General features: G+C 66.5%; 10 protein-coding genes and 1 tRNA gene. 6 read left to right on the top strand and 5 right to left on the bottom strand.

Features of this window, described 5'->3' with window-relative positions; genetic code table 11:
* The first annotated feature begins 77 nt into the window (after positions 1-77).
* Both ACOZJV_RS04920 and ACOZJV_RS04915 read left to right on the top strand, forming a co-directional pair.
* Positions 78-1,295, top strand: coding sequence for a substrate-binding domain-containing protein (locus ACOZJV_RS04920; protein WP_421546980.1), 1,218 nt, complete (start codon positions 78-80; stop codon positions 1,293-1,295).
* A 187-nt stretch (positions 1,296-1,482) separates the two neighbouring features.
* Positions 1,483-13,860 carry a filamentous haemagglutinin family protein gene (locus tag ACOZJV_RS04915; protein WP_421546979.1) on the top strand — a complete coding sequence of 4,126 codons (12,378 nt, stop codon included), beginning with the start codon at positions 1,483-1,485 and terminating at the stop codon, positions 13,858-13,860.
* 125 nt (positions 13,861-13,985) lie between these two features.
* On the opposite strand, the gene ACOZJV_RS04910 is transcribed toward ACOZJV_RS04915, so the two are convergent.
* The 4 genes from ACOZJV_RS04910 to ACOZJV_RS04895 all read right to left on the bottom strand — a co-directional run bounded on the left by ACOZJV_RS04910 (position 13,986) and on the right by ACOZJV_RS04895 (position 16,743).
* Positions 13,986-14,432: a DUF3806 domain-containing protein gene (locus ACOZJV_RS04910; protein WP_421546978.1), complete on the bottom strand. Its 447-nt coding sequence runs from the start codon at positions 14,430-14,432 to the stop codon at positions 13,986-13,988.
* Between the two features lie 198 nt (positions 14,433-14,630).
* Positions 14,631-14,705 (bottom strand) — tRNA-Gln (locus ACOZJV_RS04905).
* Between the two features lie 131 nt (positions 14,706-14,836).
* The gene (locus ACOZJV_RS04900) at positions 14,837-15,541 is read right to left on the bottom strand and encodes a hypothetical protein (protein ID WP_421546977.1); all 705 of its coding nucleotides are present in this window, start codon (positions 15,539-15,541) and stop codon (positions 14,837-14,839) included.
* Positions 15,538-16,743, bottom strand: a complete 1,206-nt coding sequence (locus ACOZJV_RS04895; RefSeq protein ID WP_421546976.1) for an SGNH/GDSL hydrolase family protein — start codon at positions 16,741-16,743, stop codon at positions 15,538-15,540. The genes ACOZJV_RS04900 and ACOZJV_RS04895 overlap by 4 nt, the downstream gene beginning before the upstream one ends.
* Before the next feature lie 329 nt (positions 16,744-17,072).
* Between ACOZJV_RS04895 and ACOZJV_RS04890 the strand changes: the two genes are divergently transcribed.
* On the top strand, positions 17,073-17,804 hold the full coding sequence (locus ACOZJV_RS04890) for a leucine-rich repeat domain-containing protein (RefSeq protein ID WP_421546975.1): 732 nt from the start codon (positions 17,073-17,075) through the stop codon (positions 17,802-17,804).
* A gap of 55 nt (positions 17,805-17,859) precedes the next feature.
* Here the strand turns inward: ACOZJV_RS04890 and ACOZJV_RS04885 are convergent, their stop codons facing one another.
* On the bottom strand, positions 17,860-18,786 hold the full coding sequence (locus ACOZJV_RS04885; protein ID WP_421546974.1) for a YncE family protein: 927 nt from the start codon (positions 18,784-18,786) through the stop codon (positions 17,860-17,862).
* Between the two features lie 164 nt (positions 18,787-18,950).
* On the opposite strand from ACOZJV_RS04885, the gene ACOZJV_RS04880 reads away from it, so the two are divergent.
* The 3 genes from ACOZJV_RS04880 (at position 18,951) to ACOZJV_RS04870 (ending at position 21,095) form a co-directional block, all read left to right on the top strand.
* Entirely contained in the window at positions 18,951-19,319 is a 369-nt protein-coding gene (locus tag ACOZJV_RS04880; RefSeq protein WP_238596173.1) for a hypothetical protein, read from the top strand.
* Between the two features lie 186 nt (positions 19,320-19,505).
* Positions 19,506-20,303 (top strand): hypothetical protein, encoded by a 798-nt coding sequence (locus ACOZJV_RS04875; protein WP_421546973.1) that lies wholly within the window; start codon positions 19,506-19,508, stop codon positions 20,301-20,303.
* 111 nt (positions 20,304-20,414) lie between these two features.
* On the top strand, positions 20,415-21,095 hold the full coding sequence (locus ACOZJV_RS04870) for an alanyl-tRNA editing protein (RefSeq protein WP_421546972.1): 681 nt from the start codon (positions 20,415-20,417) through the stop codon (positions 21,093-21,095).
* Positions 21,096-21,219 lie beyond the last annotated feature (124 nt).

Here is a 21,219-nt window from a genome sequence, read left to right as displayed (position 1 = left end):
GGCTGCGGACCGGAGCGCCATGGCGTCATGCAAGAGCCATCTACCCCACGTACGAACACGATGAAAGGAGCTTCTTCATGTTTAAGCGCAACGTTCTCGCAGCATCCCTGACCCTCGCGGCCCTGTGCTCGGCCCAGGCTGCACTGGCAGACATCAACGGCGGCGGTGCAACCCTGCCACAACCGCTGTACCAGACTGCGGGCGTACTGACCGCCGGTTTCGCGCCCTACATCGGCGTCGGCAGCGGCAACGGCAAATCGGCCTTCCTGAACAACGACTACACCAAGTTCGTGGCCGGCACCACTGGCAAGAACGTGCACTGGGCGGGCAGCGATTCCAAGCTCTCCGCGGCTGAACTGAGCGGCTACGTGACGGCTCACAACACCGCCTGGGGTCCGTTGATCCAGGTGCCTTCGGTGGCCACTTCGGTTGCCATTCCTTTCCGCAAAAGCGGCGCCAACGCCGTTGACCTGAGCGTCAACGAACTGTGCGGTGTGTTCTCTGGTCGTGTGAACCAGTGGGATCAGATCACCGGCTCCGGTCGTACTGGCCCGATCACTGTGGTCTACCGCAGCGAGAGCAGCGGCACCACCGAACTGTTCACCCGTTTCCTCAACGCCAAGTGCGCTGAAACCGGCGCCTTCGCCGTCACCACGACCTTCGCCAGCAGCTACTCGGGCGGCCTGCCAGCCGGTGCTGTGGCCGCTACCGGTAGCCAGGGCGTGATGACTGCGCTGAACGACACCACCGTTGCTGAGGGTCGTATCACTTACATGAGCCCGGATTTCGCCGCCACCACCCTGGCCGGTCTGGACGACGCCACCAAAGTGGCCCGCGTGGGCAAAGATGTGGCGAAAAACATCGTCGGCCTGTCGCCTGCACCGGCCAACGTCTCGGCCGCAATCAACGCCGTAGCCGTACCGGCCACGACTGATCGTGCCAACCCGAACGCCTGGGTTCCGGTCTTCACTTCCCAGGCTCAGATCGACCTCAACCCAACTGACCCGAGCCTCAAGCTCTACCCAACCACCGGCTACCCGATCCTGGGCTTCACCAACCTGATCTTCAGCCAGTGCTACTTCAACCAGGATCAAAGCAACCAGGTGCGTGATTTCTTCACTCGCCACTACGGTGCCGCAACGGCCACCAACAACGACGCCGCCATCACCGCCAACCGTTTCGTACCGCTGCCAACTGCCTGGAAAGCCGCTGTACGCAGCAGCTTCCTGACCGCCAGCAGCGATCAGAGCATCGGCAAAAGCAACATCTGCAACGGCATCGGTCGTCCGCTGTAACCCTCGCTTCACTGTCGCGCAATACCCGATCAGCAACGGCCCAGGCCGTTGCTGATTTTTTGCTTGGGGCGCCCTGAGGCCTCAAAGATGAATTTTCCATGACAAGCGTTCGGTCGCAGCCCGCGCCAACGGCCTATTGCCTGAAGCGTCGTGCTCCCGTGGGCGTCATAACAAAGGATGAGTCGTAATGGTTCGCTGCAAACCACCGGTCAAACCCCAAGCCCAAGGCCACGATGGCCAGGCGATCCTGCGGCTCAAGCCCCTGGCCCATGCCATCGCCTTGCTGCTGATGGCCGGCAGTGCCCATGGCGCCACGGCGTTCAGTTCCGGTTGGTTTGCCGCCAAGGGCGCGTCCCAGGCGGCCACGGCGGCGCGCACCGGGGGCCAGGTGCCGGGCATGCCGCCGCCGTTGTCCCAGCAGACCCGGGCCAACCAGCAGTTGCAGCGTTCCCTGAGCAACCTCAACACCAGCGTCGCGGCCATTGCCGCCCAGCAAGCGGCCCAGGCGGCCGGGCGCCAGGCCGCGTTCGGCCGGGTGACCACGGTGCCCGACGGCCTCGGCGAAGGCGGGCTCAAGGTCGACAACAGCCTGACCCAGGGCTGGACCAACGCCAAAGGCCCGGTGCAGACCCAGGCCGGCGGCCAGACCACGGTGACCATCGAGCAGACGGCCGACAAGGCGATCCTCAACTGGGAGACCTTCAACGTCGGGCGCAACACCACGGTCGACTTCCAGCAGCAGTCGAGCTGGGCCGTGCTCAACCGGGTCAACGACCCCAATGCCCGGCCCAGCGAGATCCAGGGCCAGATCAAGGGCGCGGGCACGGTGATGATCATGAACCGCAACGGGGTGATCTTCAGCGGCAGCAGCCAGGTCAACGTGCGCAACCTGGTGGCCGCGGCCGCCAGCATCAGCGATGACCAGTTCACCCAGCACGGACTGTACGTGGACACCAACGGTACCCTGCCGACCTTTACCGATGCCGCCGGCAAGGTCGAGGTGCAGCGCGGGGCGCTGATCCAGACCCACAGCCCGGCGACGTCCACCGACGCCGGTGGCTACGCCTTGCTGCTGGGGTCGGAAGTGGAGAACGCCGGCACCCTGATCACCGCCAAGGGCCAGACCACCCTCGCGGCCGGTGACAGTTTTTACATCCGGCGTGGCGTGGGCACCAGCGGCAACCAGCATTCCACCACCCGGGGCAACGAAGTGGCGACCAGCCTCAACCCCGGCAGCAGTGCCGGCAAGGTCACCAACACCGGCCTGATCATGGCGTCCACCGGCGATATCACCCTGACCGGGCACCAGGTGCAGCAAAACGGCGTGGCCCTGGCCAGCACCTCGGTGGACACCCGCGGCACGATTCACTTGCTCAATTCGGCCAGCGACAGCACGGGCAGCGTGACCCTGGGGCAGGGCAGCACCACCGCGATCCTGCTCGACAGCAGTGGCAGCAGTGCCCTGGACAGCCAGCGCAACAATGGCCTGATCAACCTCGACGGCACCCCGACCAACCTGATCACTGGCCAGTTCAATAACCTCAGCAGCATCAGCGACCGCACCGATCAGTCCCGGATCGAAATCGTCAGCGGTGGCCATGTGGATTTCCAGAGCGGCTCCATCACCCTGGCCACCGGCGGCCAGGTGGCGGTGACGGCGGGCCAGCGCAGCCTGGTGCGCGACGGCGCAACTATCGATGTGTCCGGCGCCGTCGGGGTCAAGGTGGCGATGGAGTCCAACACCATCAAGATCAACGTCCAGGGCAACGAGCAGCGCGACTCGGCGGGCAACCGCGATAACGGCCAACTGATCAACAACGATGTCTGGGTCGACCTGCGGGAGCTGGTGTTCGTCCCGGCCGGCACCAATGGCTACGCCACCGACCGCTGGTACACCGCCGGCGGCCTGCTGGAGGTGGGCGGCTACCTCGGTACCCAGGGCCATACAGTCGGTGAGTGGATGGCCCAGGGCGGCACCCTGACCTTTACCGGCAAGGACGTGGTGACCCAGTCCGGTGCCCAGTTGAACCTCTCCGGCGGCACCGTCGACGTGCAAGGCGGGTATATCCAGCAAAGCTGGCTCAAGGGGCCCAATGGCCAGCTGTACGAGCTGTCGCGGGCACCGGGGGACATTCTCTACACCGGGCTCTACAAGGGGTATGAAGACATCAGTACGCGCTGGAACCGCAACGACTACTACTACAATCCGCTGATCGCCCAGCAACGGCGTTACGAGGCCGGCTACACCATCGGCCGCGACGCCGGCAAGCTGGTGATCGGCACCCGCAACGCCGTGCTCGAAGGCCAGTTGATCAGCGACGTATTCAAGGGCGAGCGCCAGACCCAGGCGCCCAACGTCAACCTCGACGGCTACCAGCAATCCCACAAGGCCGCTGCCCAGCGGGCGCAGTTGATCATTGGCAACTACACGCCGATCTACAACAAGGCCAGCGGCACCCTGCGCTACGCCCTGAGCCCGAGCGTGGACCAGGTGCTGATCGAGGCCAACACGCAGAAGATCGCCGACGGCCTGGACCTCACCAGCGCCTTGCCGGCCGATCGCCAAGGGCAGTTGGTGCTGGACAGCGACCAGCTCAACGGCTTCCAGCTGGGGGCGATCAAGGTCGGTGCGCGGCAGCAGATCCAGGTCAACAGTGGGCTGAAGGTGGCCGACGGCGGCGATATCACCCTGTTCGGACCCCAGGTCCAGATCAACGCCGACCTCACCGCCCATGGCGGCCGGATCAATGCCGGCAACGTTTTGAACCAGGTGGATGTGAACCGTGGTTTTGTGCTCGGTGACGTGATCCTCGCACCCATTGGCGCTGCCCAGCCCCGGGTCGATGTGGCGACCGGGGTCAAGCTCGATGTCTCTGGACGCTGGACCAACCTCGCCCTTGATCCGCAGGCCAGCGAGGGGCTGGCCTTTATCAACGGCGGCAAGCTGTCGCTACGCAGCAGCGGCGACCTGAACCTGGCCAGCGGCACCCGGCTGGATGTCACGTCCGGTGCGAGCATCGGTTACGACGGCAGGACCAGTGGCGGCAAGGGCGGTGATCTGACCCTGGCGGCCGATGGCTCGCTGGACCTTGGCAGCGAGCTGCTCGGCTACGGGGTCAACGGCGGCGGCACCCTGGCGCTGCAGGCGCACAAGGTGCTGATCGGCGACATCGGCGCCGCGCCTGTGGCCGGCACCCTGCAACTGGCCGGGGACTTCTTCGACAAGGGCTTTTCCGCCTACGACATCACCGGCAATGAAGGCCTGATCGTCGCCGACGGCGCCCGGGTCGACGTCAACCAGCCGCTGTACCGCCTGGGCACCGAGGCCAGCACCCGCCCCACCGGCAGCGCGCCGGCCAGCGTGCTGCAAAGCTGGCTGCCGGAGCTGTACCAGCAGGACCCGGCCAAAGGTGTGCTGACTCAGCGCCGTGGTGCCAGCCTGACCCTGAGCGCCGGCACGCAATACGCCACCGCCGCCCAGTTGGCGACCACCGCCCTGAGCGTTGGCCAGGGTGCGGTGATCACGGTCGACCCGGGGCAGGCGATCAACCTGCGCAGCGTCGGCCAGTTGACCGTCAATGGCACCCTCAATGCCTGGGGTGGCCGCGTCAGCCTCGGCGGCCTGACGACGGCCAGTGGCGAGGCGGCCAACGCCACCGGCCACGGGCGTTCGATCTGGGTCGGCGATCAGGCGCTGATCGATGTCGCGGCCCGGGCGGTGAGCGCGGTGGACAACCGTGGCCGCAGTTACGGGCAGGTGCGCAATGGCGGCACGATTGCCATCGGCGGCGAGATCGACCTGGCCACCGGCATCGCCAAGGCCAGCGATCTGTTCGTGGTGGTGCGAGAAGGCGCGCGGCTGGAGGCTTCCGGCGCCCAGGCGGCCCTGGATATACCGGGGCAGGGCCGGGTGCAGGTGGCCAGCAATGGCGGCAGCATCAGCTTCGCCTCCAACAACGGCCTGTACCTGGACGGCAGCTTTGCGGCCCGGGCCGGAGGCGCCGGCGCGGCGGGCGGCAGCCTGTCCCTGGCCCTGGAAAGCCCGTACTACATCAAGAATGCGCTGACCGACCGGGTGCTCAAGCCCCGGGAACTGGTGCTCGGCCAGGTGCACCAACCGAGCACGCTGCCGGCGACCGCCGAAGACGCGGCCGCCAGCCTGGAGTACGGCCATGGCCGCCTCGGGGTGGACCAGGTCAGCGCCGGTGGTTTCGACAATCTGGCGCTGCTGAGCAACGGTCTGCTCAGTTTCGATGGCGATGTCTCGCTGCATATGGGCCAGAGCCTGCGCCTGTACAGCAGCGCCCTGAACCTCAGCGAGAACGCCGCGGCCCACTCGCGGGTCGAGTTGTCGGCGCCCTACCTGTTGCTGGCCGGGATCCTCGCGCCACTGGAAGCCAAGGATCAGTATGAGCATCCGGTGCTCGGCGGAACGCCGTCACAGCGGCCGACCCAGGCGCAGTTCAGCGCCAGTGGCAACCTGATCGACGTGCGCGGCAGTGTGGTGTTCGGCAGCCTGGGCAGCCTGCGCCAGGCCAATGGCAGCCAGCAGGTTGTCGAGCGCCGTGGCTTCGATGATGTGCAACTGACCAGCCAGGGCGACCTGCGCTTCCTCGCCGGTGCCGGCGCCGATGTGATCGCCAAGGGCATCAGCACCCAGTTGCTGACCCACGGCGACATGACCCTGCGGGCGGCGCAACTGTACCCGGCCACCGAAGTCGGGGCCCGAGTGCTGGCTGGTTACGTGGGGGCCGGCAATGGCCTGCTGCTGAACTTCGACCCCGCACGGACCCTGACCATCGGCCGCAGCGGCAATGCCGAGCTGGCCGTGCCTTATTCGGCCTTCGGCCGCCTGCAATTGGGCGCGGCAACCATCAAGCAGGGCGGCGTGCTGCGTGCGCCCCTGGGCCTGATCGAAATCGGCAACCTGGGGGCGACCCGGGTCGAGTTGCTGCCCGGCAGCGTGACCTCGGTCAGCGGCAAGGGCCTGGTGCTGCCTTATGGCGGCACGGTCGACGGCCAGCTCTACAAGTACAACGGCAAGAATGTGACCTTCCTTGGCCAGGGAGCGCTGGTGAATGAGAACAGCGACCTGAGCGTGGGGGTGATCCTCGGCGGCCAGTCGGTGAAGGTGCTGCCCGAGGCCACGGTGGATCTGTCCGGCGGCGGTGAGTTGCTGGGGGCCGGGTTTATCTCCGGGCGTGGCGGTTCCACCGATGCCCGCTACAGCCCGTTGGTGCAGATTGGCGCCAATGGCGGCTTTGTCCTGCCGGGCCTGGGCACCAACCCGATCTACGCGATCGTGCCCGGAGTGCAGCCGGGCTATGCGCCGGTGGCGGCGGAAGGTGGGGCGGTGGACCCGATGATCGGCCAGCAGATCAGCATCGGCGCCGGAGTGCCGGGCCTGGCGGCAGGCACCTACACCTTGATGCCGTCGACCTACGCCCTGATGCCGGGGGCGTTCCGGGTCGAGATCAACGGCCTGGCCGGGCTCGGCAGCGAAGGCACGGCGCAGCAGCTGCGCAATGGCTCCTGGTCAACCGCCGGGCGCCTGTCCGTGGCCCATACCGGGATCGGCAACAGTGTGGCCAGCCAGGTGATCCTGACCCCGGCCGAGACCTTGCGTCGTTACTCCCAATACAACGAAACCGGTTATGCGCAGTTCGCCCTGGCCGACGCGGCCAAGCTCGGGGTGCCGCGGCCGCTGTTGCCGGTGGATGCCAAGACCCTGAAGCTGGCCCTGTACGCGGGCGCCGGGGCCGAGGCGTTTTCCTTCGAGGGCATTGGCCGCTTCGAGGCGGCTGCCGGTGGCTACGGTGGCACGGTGGCGGTGCTGAATTCGGGTTTTGGCGGTATTGAAGTGGTGAAAGCCGGCAACGCCGCCAGCAGCGGCTTCGGCGGCGTGACCCTGGATGACCGGAGCCTGAACGCATTGGGCGCGGCGCGCCTGATGCTCGGCGGCCTGACCCTGGTCAAGTACGGTCAGGGCGGCAACTACATCACCCTGGCGAGTGGCACCAACGCTATGTCGGGCTCGATCACCTTGCGCCAGGGCGCGAGCCTGGCCGCGCCCGAGGTGTTTCTGGTGGCGGGCAACGGCCAGATCGTCCTCGAACAAGGCGCGTCGATCAACAGCATCGGCCGCGGCCGGGCCAGCTACGACGCCCGGGATGGGTTTATCTACCAGATGAGCAACCTGCTGGCGGTGTCCAACGGCCTGCTCAACGTCATCGGCCAGACCCAGGCCGGCGGCCAGGTCAGCGGCGGCATCCAGGTCGGCGCTTGCACCAACGCCCCGTGCAGCGGGCAGACCGCGCTGTATTCCGAGGGCAGTATCGTCGCCCTGACCGACAACACCTTCGAGCTGGGAGACCAGGTGCGCTACGGCACTCGGCACCTCAACCTGGGCCTGAGCAGCGTCAACGTCGGCAGCCCCGAGGCCCTGGCTGCGGCCGCGGCCAGTGGCCGCCTGCCGACCGGCATGACCCTCAACCAGCAGTTGCTGGACCGCTTGCTGCGCGGCGACACCCAGTTCGGCGCGCCGGCCCTGGAGACCCTGCAACTCTCGGCCCGGGACAGCTTCAACTTCTACGGCAGCACGGCCCTGGACACCTATGACCCACTGACCGGCAAGTCGCTGCTGAGCAACCTGCTGCTGTCGAGCCCGGCCATCTACGGCTCGGGCAGCGCCAGCGACGTGGCGAGCATTCACACCGCCAACCTGATCTGGCAGGGCACGGATACGCCTGCCGGCGCGGTGGTGGCCGGTGGCGCCGGCACGGGCAGCGGGCGCCTGGATATCCAGGCCGAGCGCATCGAGTTCGGTTATGGCGCCTTCGCCCAGCCCAGCACGATCAAGAGCTTCGATCGCCTGGCCCTGGGCTTTGGCAGCGTCAACCTGAGTGCCAGCGAGCGCATCACCGCCAACCACAAGGGCAGCCTGGCGGTCTACCAAAGCCAGGGTGCCTATGAAACCGGCAAGGGCTTCCAGTACAGCGGCGGCAACCTGAATATCCTCACGCCGTTGCTGACCGGTGCCGCCGGTTCGGTGAATCGCATCACCGCCGGGGGCGCGATTGATGTGGCGGCAACGGGCGTTACCCCGGGCACGGCTGACGGCCAGGGCGCCGAGCTGGCGTTGCAGGGCGACAGCATCCGCCTGGCCAGCGCCGTGGTGCTGCCCAGCGGCAAGGTGACCCTGGGTGCGCGGGGCGATGTGCTGCTGACCGACGCCGCGCTGATCGATGTGGCCGGGCGCGCCATTGCCTTCAACGACCTGACCAAATATGGCTGGGGCGGCGACGTGCTGCTGCAGAGCCGCGCCGGCAACGTGCTGCAGGCGGCGGGTTCGACCATTGACCTGTCGGCCAGGAACAACCAGGCCGGCAAGCTGCAAGCCATCGCCCTGGACCCGGGCGCGGGTGGCGTCGACCTGCAAGGACGGATCCTCGCCGGCAGCAGCGGCTATTACGATGCCGGTGGCAGCCTGATGCCGTACGCGGCGGGCGGCGTCGAGATCCAGGCCCAGCACCTGGGGGCCGGCGCGAGCCTCGACCAGCAGTTCGCCGCGCTCAACCAGCGGCTGAACGAAGGCCAGGTGTTTGGTGCCCGCAGTTTCCAGCTCAAGCAGGGTGACCTGACCATCGGCAATGGCCTCAAGGCCGGCAGCATCAGCGTCTCCCTGGACAACGGCAGCCTGCGGGTCAACGGCCTGGTGGACGCCAGCGGCGAACGGGTCGGCAGCATCAACCTGGCGGCCAGGAACGGCCTGACCCTGGACGGCAGCGCAGTGCTCGACGCCCATGGCAGCCGGCTGCGGGTCGACAGCTACGGCAAGATCATCGACTCGCCCAACCGCGCCATGGTGGTGCTCAGCTCCGGCCAGGGCCAGTTGACCCTGGCCGACGGCGTGCGTATCGACCTGCGCCATGGCACCGAGGTTGCGCTCGGCACGGCCCCCGGCGCCAACGACGGTCGCAGCCGCGGCACCCTGGAGCTGAATGCGCCACGGCTGATCAAGCCCGATCAGAGCAGCGACGACATTGCCATCGACGCCCATGGCCAGCTGGATATCCAGGGTGCACGCTCGATTGCGGTCAACGGCATGATCAGCTACGACGACGCCCGGGAAGGCACCGATACCAGCGCCAGTGGCCGCCCATACCAGGTGATCGATGAGGATTACCTGAAGCAGAAACATGCGCTGAGCGTGCTGTTTATCAACGCGGCGAAGAACAACAGCGACCTGATGCAGAACAAACTCGCCGGCCTGAACAATGCCACCTACGCCGATGCCTTCCATTTGCGCCCGGGGGTGGAGATCGTCAGCAAGACCGCCGACGGCGACCTGGTGGTGCAGGGCGATATCGACCTGTCGCAGTTTCGCTACGCCAGCGTCAACCCGCACACCGAGCAGACCCAGGTGCACGGCTCCGGTGAGGTGGGCAGCCTGACCTTGCGCGCCGGTGGCGACCTAAACATCTACGGCAGCATCAACGACGGCTTTGCGCCGCCACCGCCCACCGACGATGACACGGGCTGGATTCTGCGGGCCGGCCTCGACTTCACCGGCGGCGACATCGTGGTGCCGGGCACGGGCGTGACCCTGGCCGACGGCACGCTGTTCCCCGGCGGCAGCACCCTGAACTACGACCTGCCGATCCGCGGCCTGATGCTGCCGGCCGGCAGCCGCCTGCCGGTCGCCGCGACCCTGGCCCAGGAGCTGTTCCTGCCGGCGGGTACGGTGCTGTCGGCGGCGGTGCGCGATGCCGACGGCAAGGTGCTGTTCACCGCCGGCTCCTTGCTCGGCCACGACCAGACCCTGGCCGTGGGCAGTGTGCTGGACGCCGGCACCTTGCTGGTCGGCAACACCCGGGTCGGGGCCATGACCTGGCCCAAGGGCGTGCCGCTGCCAGGCCAGGCCGGGAGCCGGGCGGTGGTCACCCTCGATGGCAGCCGGCTGCTGCCGCGCGGGGCGCTGATCCCGTCCGGCACCGACATCAAGCTGCCGGCCGGTGTCGAGTCGGTGCAGTTGCGGCCCGAGGTGGCCGGGCGCCAGGGCAAGCTGTGGGCCATCGCGCCGATGCTGGCCGAGGGTTCCCAGTCCTGGTCGCTGCGCCTGGTGGCGGGTGCCGATACCCAGGCCGCCGACAGCCGTCTGCTGCAAACCCAGGCTCGGGCCGGCGATCTGCATCTGGCGGACAGTCACTACGGGATGTACGGCCAGCCGGAGTTTGTCTGGACCGAAGAGGGTTCGCTGGACTTCTTTGGCGACGACAGCATGGTGGGGCTGCCGATCGATTTCGTCGAACTGCAATACCCGGGGCTTTGCGACGATACGCCCAGTTATTGCCAGGTCGGCAGTGGCTATACCCTGGTCGCCAGCAGCACCCGCCCCAGCGTGGTGCGTACCGGTGCCGCCGACCTGGAGCTGCTGGCGGCTGGCAACCTGAGCATGGATTCGCTGTTCGGCGTCTACACCGCCGGCACTTCCTCGACCCAGACCTCTGCCAGCGACCCCTACAACCTGGCGCGCTCAGGCAGCGGCGGCAAGGTCCTGAAGAACCTCGCCGGCGGCTATGAAGCCCTGGTCGACGGCGGCACCCAGAGCCTGTACCGCGCCTGGTACCCGGAAGGCGGCGGCAACCTGCGGATCAAGGCCGGCGGCGACCTGAGCGGCAATATCGTCGACCTCCCGAGCCAGAGCCCCAACGGTCGCCCGGTGGGGTCGGACATGGGCCATGACTCGAGCAATGTCGGCAACTGGCTCTGGCGCCAGGGCAACGACGCCGGTGCCGGCCAGGCGCGGGACACGGCCTGGTGGATCAACTTCGGGACCTACACCGCCAACAGCGTGTCCGGTGCCGACCAGATGGTCGGTTTTACCGGCTTCGGCACCCTGGGCGGTGGCAACCTGGAGGTAGAGGTCGGTGGCGATGCCGGGGTGCTCGCACCGCTGGCGGCGGCGGATTTCGCCGGCTACGCCAACCGCCGCAGCCAGGGCCTGATCCTGGCCGTCGGCAGCACCGGGCGCCTGGCGGCCGATGGCAGTCGGCAAGTGACCGGTGGCGGCGACCTGAACCTGCGGGTGGGCGGTGCCCTGAACCCTTATCGCCAATACGGGGCCGGTGCGTTCAACGGCGCGCTGGTGGACCTGCGTGGCCATGTGCAAGTGAGCGGCAGCGCCCTGGGCAGCCTGGAGCTGCATTACGGCGCCCGGGCGGTGGACCAGAGCTCCAGCGAAATCCGCGCCTTCGACTTCCAGCGCGCGACCCTGGCGGCCGCCTCGGGCGGTCTGACCCTGGTGCCGGGGGACGCCACGTTCAACCTGTCGACCCGTGGCGACCTGGTGCTGCAGACCGTGGCCGACCCGGGTCGGGCGACCCTGGTCAATGGCTGGAGTTATCAGAGCCCCGCTGGCACCTGGGGCGTCGGCCAGAGCTGGTTCACCCTGTGGACCGAGCGCACCGCGGTCGATCTGTTTTCCGCCGGGGGCAACCTCACGCCCATGAACGACGGCAGCCCCACCGATATGGCGACGGTGTACCCGGCCACCCTGAGGGCGGTCGCTGCCAGCGGCAGCCTGTATTACGGGCACTCCAGGCAGTTTTCGGCAGGCGCGAACAACGTCCCGGCGGCCCTGGTACTGGCGCCGTCGCTCAATGGCCAACTGCAGTTGCTGGCCGGCGACTCGATCTACGGCGGGGACCTGACGGTGAGCCGCTCCAGCGCCGCGGCGCGGGTCCTGGCCACCCCGCAGCACCCGGCCTATATCGTGACCACAGACAACCTCACGGGCGCGCCCATCGTCGGCCGCGGCAATCTGCCCAGTGACGGCAACCGGGCCCGTGGCGGGACCTTTCCGTTGTTCGCCTTCGGCCCCAACAGTGCTTCCACCGAGTGGGGCAGCGCCGCCGAACCGGCACGCTTCTATGCCATCAATGGCGACTTGATGGGGGTCAGCAGCGGCCGGGCGATCACCATGACCTCCACCACCGACTCGCGCTTCGGGCAAACCTTCTACGAGGGCGGTGGGCCGGTACGGATGCTGGCCGGGCGCGATATCGTCAGCAGCGGCACGCCCATGAACGGCAGCACTGGCGGCGACTTCAACTTCGGTGCCTATACCCTGGTGGGCAACCTGTTTATCCATAACGACCCGACCGATATCTCCATCGCCAGTGCCGGGCGCGACATCCTCTACAGCAACTTCAGGGTCGCCGGCCCCGGCACCCTGGAGCTGACGGCGGGGCGCACTATCCTGATGGAGGACAAGGTCAGCGTCATCAGCCTCGGCGGCGTGGCACCCGGCGACAGCCGCCCCGGGTCGAGCATCGTGATGCAGGCCGGCGTCGGTCCCAACGGCCCGGACTACCAGCGCTTCGTGCAGGCCTACCTCGACCCGGCCAACCTGGCCCAGCCCGGGGAAAGCCTGGGCGCCGGCAAGGTGGCCAAGACCTATGAGGGCGAGTTGCAGGCCTGGCTGGCCGGGCGCTTCGGTTTTGTCGGCGACAGCACCCAGGCCCGGGCCTATTACGCGGCGCTGCCGGCGGAGCAGCAGCGGGTGTTTGCCCGCGAGGTATATTTCGCCGAACTCAAGGCCGGCGGGCGCGAGTACACCCAGGAAGGCGGCCTGCGCCAGGGCAGCTATGCCCGGGGGCGCACGGCGATTGCGGCGTTGTTCCCGCAGACCGATGTGGCCGGCAACCCCATCCGCTACCAGGGCGATATCACCCTGTTCGGCGGCGCCGGGGTGCACACCGATTTTGGTGGCTCGATCCAGATGCTGACCCCCGGCGGCAACCAGACCTTCGGCATCGAAGGCGCGGCGCCACCGGCGTCGGCCGGGGTCATCACCCAGGGCACGGGGGATATCCAGCTGTATTCCCTGGGCAGCATCCTGCTCGGCCAGAGCCGGATCATGACCACCTTTGGCGGCTCGATCATGGGCTGGTCGGCGGCCGGCGACATCAACGCCGGGCGCGGTTCCAAGACCACCGTGGTCTATACGCCGCCCAAGCGGGTGTACGACACCTGGGGCAACGTCGGCCTGTCGCCGTCGGTGCCGAGCACCGGGGCCGGGATCGCCACCCTCAACCCGATCCCGGAAGTCGCGGCCGGCGACATCGACCTGATCGCGCCCCTGGGCACTATCGATGCCGGCGAGGCGGGGATCCGCGTGTCGGGCAATATCAACATCGCCGCGCTGCGGGTGGTCAATGCGGCCAACATCCAGACCCAGGGCAAGTCGTCCGGGGTGCCGGTGTCGGCGGCGGTCAATACCGGGGCCATGAGCTCGGCCAGTTCGGCGGGCGCTGCGGCTTCCCAGGCTGCTGAAGACGCTGCGCGCAACCAGCAGGCGGCGGCGAAACAGGGGCGGGCGTCGATCGTTACCGTCGAGGTCCTGGGCTTTGGCTCCGAACCGCTGCAACGCGGTCGCGAAGACGCCAGCCGCGCCCCGGGCTACAACCCCGACAGCCCGGTGCAAGTGCTGGGCGCAGGGCCCTTGAGCGACCAGGCACGGGCGCGCCTGACCGATGAGGAACGTGGGCAGCTGACGTTATAGGGTTGTTCTCGTAGTACGTTCGGGGGCGATCGCTGATCGCCCCTTTTTTTGCCGGTCGCCGCGCCACGACCTATGCCGCGCCGCGTACGCAACCGCAGTTCGAGCTGATCAGCGCGGGTGGCTGCTCACTGGTATTCATGGCTCTGGGTTTCAATGAACTCCTTGAGCCAGTGGGCGATATGTTCAACGTCGATGGGCTCGCCCTGCCTGACGCGTTTCAGCAGCAGGCCAGTCACGCCGATCTGCAGGGTGGTCTGCCGGTAGCGCAGGACCGGATCGACGCCGTACTCATCGCTGACCAGGGCCCAGGCCAGGCCGGGGACTTCCACCAGCAATGCGTCGCCCAGCGCGATGCCCATGGCCTCCCAGGCCTGGACGTCGGAATCCTCCAGGGTCTGGCTGGCGACCATCTGCTGCAACAGGGCGAAATCGGCGCCGGTGCCGCTCAGGGAGGCGCCTGGGAACTGCTGGGCAATCCGCTCGCCGAGCTGGGCGCGCAAGCCGTGCATCGTGGCCAGCAGGTCACCAGGGATAGGGCCGAAGGTCGCCGTGGCGGGTTGGGAATTCGACATCAGAAAGCTCCATAGGGTGGTGTCGTGGGGCGCCACTATCGGATTTTTTCGAGCCAATTTCCAGCGCACAGGCGCGGATTGGCCGGGGCAGGCGAGGCGAGGTGGCTGACGGAGGAGGTCGTTCGGTGCGGCCGGCATGTACGCGGCACAAGCCGAGTATCGGCTGCGGGATAACGGGTGGATAACCCTTGAAGAAAATGGCAGGGGCGGCTGGATTTGAACCAACGCATGGCAGGATCAAAACCTGCTGCCTTACCGCTTGGCGACGCCCCTGTAGCTGTTGCGACGTTGCTTGCTGTCACTGCAGGCCGTGGAGGCCCCTGTGCAAGAACGCGCGGAAATTTATCAATATTTATCGCGTATGGGAAGTGAAAGTTGAAAAAAATAGTTTTTAAAACAGCGGCTTACTCAGGCAATGGGCCCTCGGCTATATAAGCGGCCTGGGTATCCTTCAGGGGCCGGGCAATGTCCAGCGCATGGCGGATGGCTCGCAGCTCATCGCCCGCCAGGCGCTTGCGGCCCAGGTCGCAGGTGCTGGAGCCCGGGTCCATATGCAGTGAAAACAGCCCGGTCAGTTGCTCGCCATCGTCTTCCAGGAGCATCTCCATATAGGTTTCATGGGGTGCGCTGGCGGTCAGGTAGATCAACCCCGCAACCTCGGCGCGGCCGCACACGCGCACCTCATCCCAACTCAACCGGGTGCCGCGCGCGGTGCCTACCTGGGGCAGGTGCCAGGCGTCCGGGACGGGCGGCAGTGCACGCAGGACAGGCAACAGTGCCTCGCAGGCAAGCACCTCGAATTCATAGCGGTACTTGCCATGCAGCATGCCGTGGGCGTTTGCCGCGCCGGGCAGCGCGCGGATAACCCTGGCCCGCAACAGGTGACTCAGGGCGATTTCCGAAGGTTGTTCGCTCCAGCCGTTGAGGTCGGAGACCGGCGGGCACCAGATCAGTTGCAGGGTTTCACCGGGCGTCAGGTGGGCCTGCCAATCGAAGGCTGCCAGGGTGTTTTGCCCCACGGCCGGCAGCAGGTCGCGCAGGTACAGGGTCGGTGCGCCGTAGTCGATGCCCAGGTCGGTGGCCCAGAACAGGGGCAGGTAGGTATTCACGGTGTGGTTCCGGTTGCGGTTTTTTCGAGCGCCAGCGGGCCGCCTGTGTCGAACGCGATCCTGGCGAAGCGCTGGCCGATCCGCTGGTGCGCGGCATCGTCCGGGTGCAACTGATCAGGCAGCGGCAAATCGGCAAAATCCTCGGCGCCGTACAGCTGCAGGCCGTCGAGATAATGCAGGTTCGGGTCGTCGGCCCGGCGTTGCTCGACGATGCGCTGCAGCTCCTGGCGGATGCGGATCAGGGTCAACTTGCCGGCCTGGGCTTCTGCGGGGTCACCCGACGCACGAAACAGCACCTTGCCCGCTGCCAGGGCCTGGCTATCAAAAGCGCCGGGGCCGGGGGTGTGTTCATGAATCGGGCAGTAGAGCGGTGAAATCAGCAGCAGCGGGGTGTGCGGGTGCCCGTCACGCAGGGTGTCGAGAAAGCCGTGCACCGCCGGGATAAAGGCTCGCAGGCGCATCAGGTCGGCGTTCACCAGATTGATCCCGAGCTTGACGCTGATCAGGTCGGCGGCGATGCCGCCCATGCTGCGCGCGGTGAAGGGGTCGAGCAGGGCGTTGCCGGCCAGGCCGAGGTTGTACAGCTCCACCTGGCCAAGGCGGGCCGCCAGCGCCGGCCAGATCGAGGTCGGGCTGGCGGCATTGGAACCGTTGCTGATGGAGCTGCCGTGGTGCAGCCAGACCGGGCGCCCGGTGGCCTCGGGCACCGCCAGCGGGGCGTTGCTGCGCAGGGCCTGGAGCCAACTGGTTTCGTTATAGGGCAGCCAGATTTCCACGGTCTTGTCCCGCGCCGGCAGGCCGGCAAAACTCAGGGTGGCGACCGGCCCCGAGGTGCACGTCTGCGCACCCGTTGCCAGGTCGATGCGTACCTGGTCACCGCCCTGGGCGCTGCACTGGTGCAGCAACTGTCCATCCACCCACAGGTCATAGACCCCCAGCGGCCGGGGCGGTGCGCCGCTATACAGGTAGCGGATCGGCACTACATCCAGCTCGATCTCGGTGGCCTCGGTTTGCAGCACCAGGCGCACCCCGCAGGGTTGGGCTTCGGCCCGGGCGAACTGCGGGTCCGCGCATTGCGCCCGGGCCCAGGCGGGCAGGCGGTGGGGCAACAGGCCCTGTTCGCCGGCTTCCAGCTCCACTGCACCGCGCATCAGTTCCAGGCTGATGGGGGTGGTGATCAGGGCCGGGCGGGGGTGGGTCATGGTGGCGGCGCCAGATGGGGGACGGCGGATCTTAACAAGGGGCTATGTAAGGGAGCTACATAGGAGAGCTACATAAGGCGCGTACCGCCCTTTGCGGCCGCTGCGCAGCCGAGCGGGAGCAAGCTCCCTCGCCACAGGGAGAGGAGCCAGGTGTATGGGCGTCGCACTGTGCTTTTTTTTGTGGCGAGGGAGCTTGCTCCCGCTGGCCTGCGCAGCAGGCCTGACCTGGTCACTGATACCTCTGAGTCTGCCGCGCGCAACGCGTTGCCGGGGCTATACTGCGCCGCCGCGCTCAAGGGCGGACTCTTTTTCAGGCAGAGGCGTCGCCGATGATCGTGTTACTCGACAGGCCATTTCCAGAGACCTCGCTGGCGCAAAGTGCCGAGCTCGACCTGCGCAATATCGGGCCCAAGGTCTGGCCCCAGGTGCTGGCGCACTGCCGCGCGCAAAAGCTGCGGCTCTACCACCTGACCCTGGCCTCCCTGCAAGGGCTTGAGCGGCTGGTCGACACCCGCGAGCTGGAGCTGGAGTGGGCGACGAAAATCGACGACATGACGCCGCTGTGGCAATTGACCCGCTTGCAGAGCCTGTCGATTGTTGACGTTCCCCGGCTGCATGAACTGGCAGGCATCGAGGCCTTGCAGCAGCTGACCCGATTGCACCTGTCGGGCAGCCAGGGGGCGTCTGGCAACCCGATGCGCCTGGTCTCCCTTGAACCCCTTGTGGGGTTGCCCGGGCTCAGCGAGCTGTCGTTGGTCAATGCCAGGATCGATGACGATGATATCCGCGTGCTGGCACGCTGCACCGGCCTGCGCCGGCTCAAGCTGTCGAACCAGTTCGAGCGGGCTCAGGTGGCCTTTGTTGCCGGCCGGCTGAATTCACAATTGGCGGAGCCGCTGACGGCCTGTAACGAGACCCGCGTTCCCTGCAAGAAATGCGCTGCGCCGACCTCGTTGTTCAGCGGACGGCGAATGCCGTTTCTGTGTCCTGATTGCGACCGCAAACGCTTCGAGAAATTGACCGGGGAGTTTGATCAGCTGGTGCGTGAGGCGCAGGGGTAGCCGCGGCCGATGGGGGTGGGTCGCGGCTACCCCCAGTAGCCACAGCGGCTGGCTCTTATGCAGGCCGCACAGTCGACAGCTCCAACTGCTCGACCACTTCCCCGGTGAAAAAATCCACGACCTCGGCCAGATGGGTCAACAGATGATCGCCAAACCAGTCGGCGGCGAGCCGGGCGGGTGGGCCTTTCTGGCGCACGACGGTGTTTTCGATCCGGCCGCTGTCGGCCGCGATGATGATGTCTTCGCCCCAGCGCGAGTGTGGCGTTGACGAGATCGGCACGCATAAATGGCTGCCGGATTCGTTGAACAGGATCGTCCCCGAGCCCAACTGGCCGTATTCCCCCAGGTCCCGGGACCACAGCGTGGCGCCCGTGCGGTCGCAGCAGAGCAGCCGATTGCTGTCGGTCGTGACAAACAGGGACTGGCCGTCCCGGGAAAACCGCAGGCTCTTGCTCTTGGCCTCCAGCGCCAGCGTCAGCTTGTCGATTTCGCCACTGGCGCAGTCCACCGCCAGCAGGCTGTTGCGCGTACGCTCGTCGGGCACCCACAGCCTGCCTTGCAAGGGGTCGATGCAGCCGTAGCGCGCGTCCACATCTCGGGCGATAGGCTCACTGCAAGTTCCGTTGTCGAGGTCGATCACCACCGGGCGTTTTTTGCCATTGAAAGTGCTGGTCAGCGCGTAGCGGCCACTGGGGTCGAACCGGCACCAGAACGACAGGAACTGTTGGGTCTCATGCAGCGCCGCACCGTCCTCCAGAAAACTCAGGCGAGAGCGACTGGCGCCCCGCACCACCTGCCAGTCAGCCCCTTGCAGGGCCATGCGCCGACCATCGCGCGCCACATCCCACACCATGTCATCCGGCTGGGCACCCAGCGGTTGGGTCAGCGCCCCCGTGTCCGGATGGTATTGGGTCAGGCACGGGACCTTGGCGGTGTCGCTCTTGTCAAAAAACACCAGGCGGCGCGGAACATCGACGTACATGAAAACCCCAAAAGCCAGCGAACAAGGAGCGGCAGGATAAAGGCTGGGAGGAGGGGTGGAAAGTGACGTCTGGTGTGGCACACCTCCGGGCTGGGCGGATCCTGCATCGACGTTGCATACTCCGGCCTTTTGCATGGCGGATCCTTGCATCGATGATTATTACTTTGAGCGACGCCGACCTTGATGACGTGATGCGCGCCGCCATCGAAGAAGGCTCCGGCCTCGACCTGAACCCTATTGCTCAGCGCCTGCAGGTCGATCGGCGCGACCTGTTGAACCAGGTCGCGCTGGCCGTGGCCCGAAGGTTTACCTCCAACAGTCGGGATTTCGAGTTCTGCGATGAGGTCATGAACGGGTTGATTGGCGCGATTGTCGACCTGTCCCTGGACGCGCAAATGCCTGAGCCGGCGTTTTCCATCTATCAGGCGTTTGATGCCGGGGAATATTGCCACCGCGGCGATCCTCGGGAGGTGTGCCCCTGGGAGAAATACACGCGGCCGGAGCTGGAGCGGATTTTAGCGGCGGTGAAGTAGCTGCTGCTGGAGGCTGCGCTGATCATAAAATCCAGCGCAATTGTTCCAGGTGTACTTCCAGCGCCCATGAGGGCCAGCCCAGCCTCGTGCCTTGGCAGCGGCTACAGCCGGGCAAATTGTTGTTTGACCCGGCGCCTGCGTCTGGGCAAGGATCCGCAACCCCTCTCACAACCCAGGCGCTCGATTTTGAATCACAAACAACTGCTGGCTTATCTTCCCCGTGATCTGGTCGATCCCATCGTGCATGACGTTTCGCGACTTACCGCCTGGGAGATGCTGGGCCCGGAAAAAGACCCCCATGAGGCGCTCGCGGCGCGGGTGATCGGGCCGCTGTTGTTGCGTTGGAATTGTGTGTTGAACGCCTCCGGGGAGGTTGCCACCGATCATTACAAGGACCTGATATGCCTGGCCCTGGCGGTGGTGCTGCACCGTCATGGGTTCAAGGACGACGGCTTGACCCACGGTGCGTTGCGGGCGGTCGACCGGCTCAACGACCAGGTGGTGCTGAGCGACGCTTTTTATCGCCAGCGCGAGGCGGTCAAGGCCTTGCTCGTTTCGCCGCCGACCGCGCTGAGCCGGCGCCCGGCAAGGAGCAAGGACCAGACGTTCTGGAGGGCCGGTGATGCCGCGTCGGTGCAGATCGGCGAGTGGTTCTACGGGATTTACGTCCTGGAGATCCTCGGCAATCACGAAGCGCCCATTGTCGAGATTTATGATTTTGCCTCGCGCCAGCGCCCCGCCCCGGCGGACCTCCTGCAGTGCCGGGTCAAGGGCCAGCGTTACAACGATGGCCAGCAGCGTATCTCGCGCCATGCGGCCTACGGCCTGCGGGATCTGCCTGACCGCGCGAATCAGTTCCAGATCATCGCCAGCGGCGTCGCGGCGCCCGGCACCGATCATTTGCAACCCTCGGTCGGCCTGTTCGCGGTCAGCGATCACTTCCGGCTGTTGCGGGATATCCAGGCGCTGTTTGCCCAGGCCTGACCTCGCGGGCAAGGCGCCAGGAGCAGGGCGCGCATAGAGCAAGATCGTACAAGCCATCCCGGTCCGGATTAACTACTGTCTGTTCATGTTCAAAAAAGGAAGATCAGGAACATGACGCGCAAAATATTCTGGGACGAGCCTTACCGGACGATGCTGGACACCGTCGTCACCCAAGTGAACGGCGAGCAGGTGCAGGTCGAGGCGACGATATTTTTCGCCTTCTCCGGCGGCCAGGAAAGCGATCACGGCTCATTGGCCGGTTACCCGGTGATCAAGGCCGAAAAGCTCGGCCTGGAGATCGTCTACACCTTGGCGCACGACCATTCGCTCAAGGTCGGGGATCCGGTCGCATGGCGCATTGACTGGGCCAGGCGCTATCGGTTGATGCGCCTGCACTTCGCCGCGGAAATGGTCCTGCAACTGGTCTATCAACTGCGCCCGGGCATTGAGCGGATCGGCGCGCATATCGCCCAGGACAAGGCCCGTATCGATTTCGCCAGCGACGTCAGCCTTGCCGGCTGGTTCCCCGAGATCGAACAGGCGGCGAACGAGCTGATCGCCCGTGACCTGCCCATCGTCACCGACTTCAGCGATGTCCAGGCCCAGCGCAGGTATTGGCAGGTGGAGGGGTTTGCCCGGATGGCCTGTGGCGGCACCCACCCCCGTTCAACCCGCGAGATTGGCCAGGTGAAACTCAAGCGCAAGAATACCGGCCGGGGCAAGGAGCGGATTGAGATCCTGTTGCTGGACGATCTGTCTGTTGAAACCCTTGCGGGTGAGCCTTCTGGTTAATCCGGGTGGGGGCTTGGCACCTCGGTCCGCTAGCCGCGGGTGCCAGGCTCGGCTTGCCTATGGATGCGGGCCATAAGAACCCCACACTTCCCCCGCCTGTATCTCTCGCGCCTATTCTGGCCAG

The organism is Pseudomonas sp. QD4, from assembly GCF_049199125.1.
In the GTDB taxonomy this organism is placed as follows: Bacteria; Pseudomonadota; Gammaproteobacteria; order Pseudomonadales; family Pseudomonadaceae; genus Aquipseudomonas.
The sequence above is the reverse complement of the archived record's forward strand: the minus strand, read 5'-3'. Positions and strand labels throughout refer to the sequence as shown.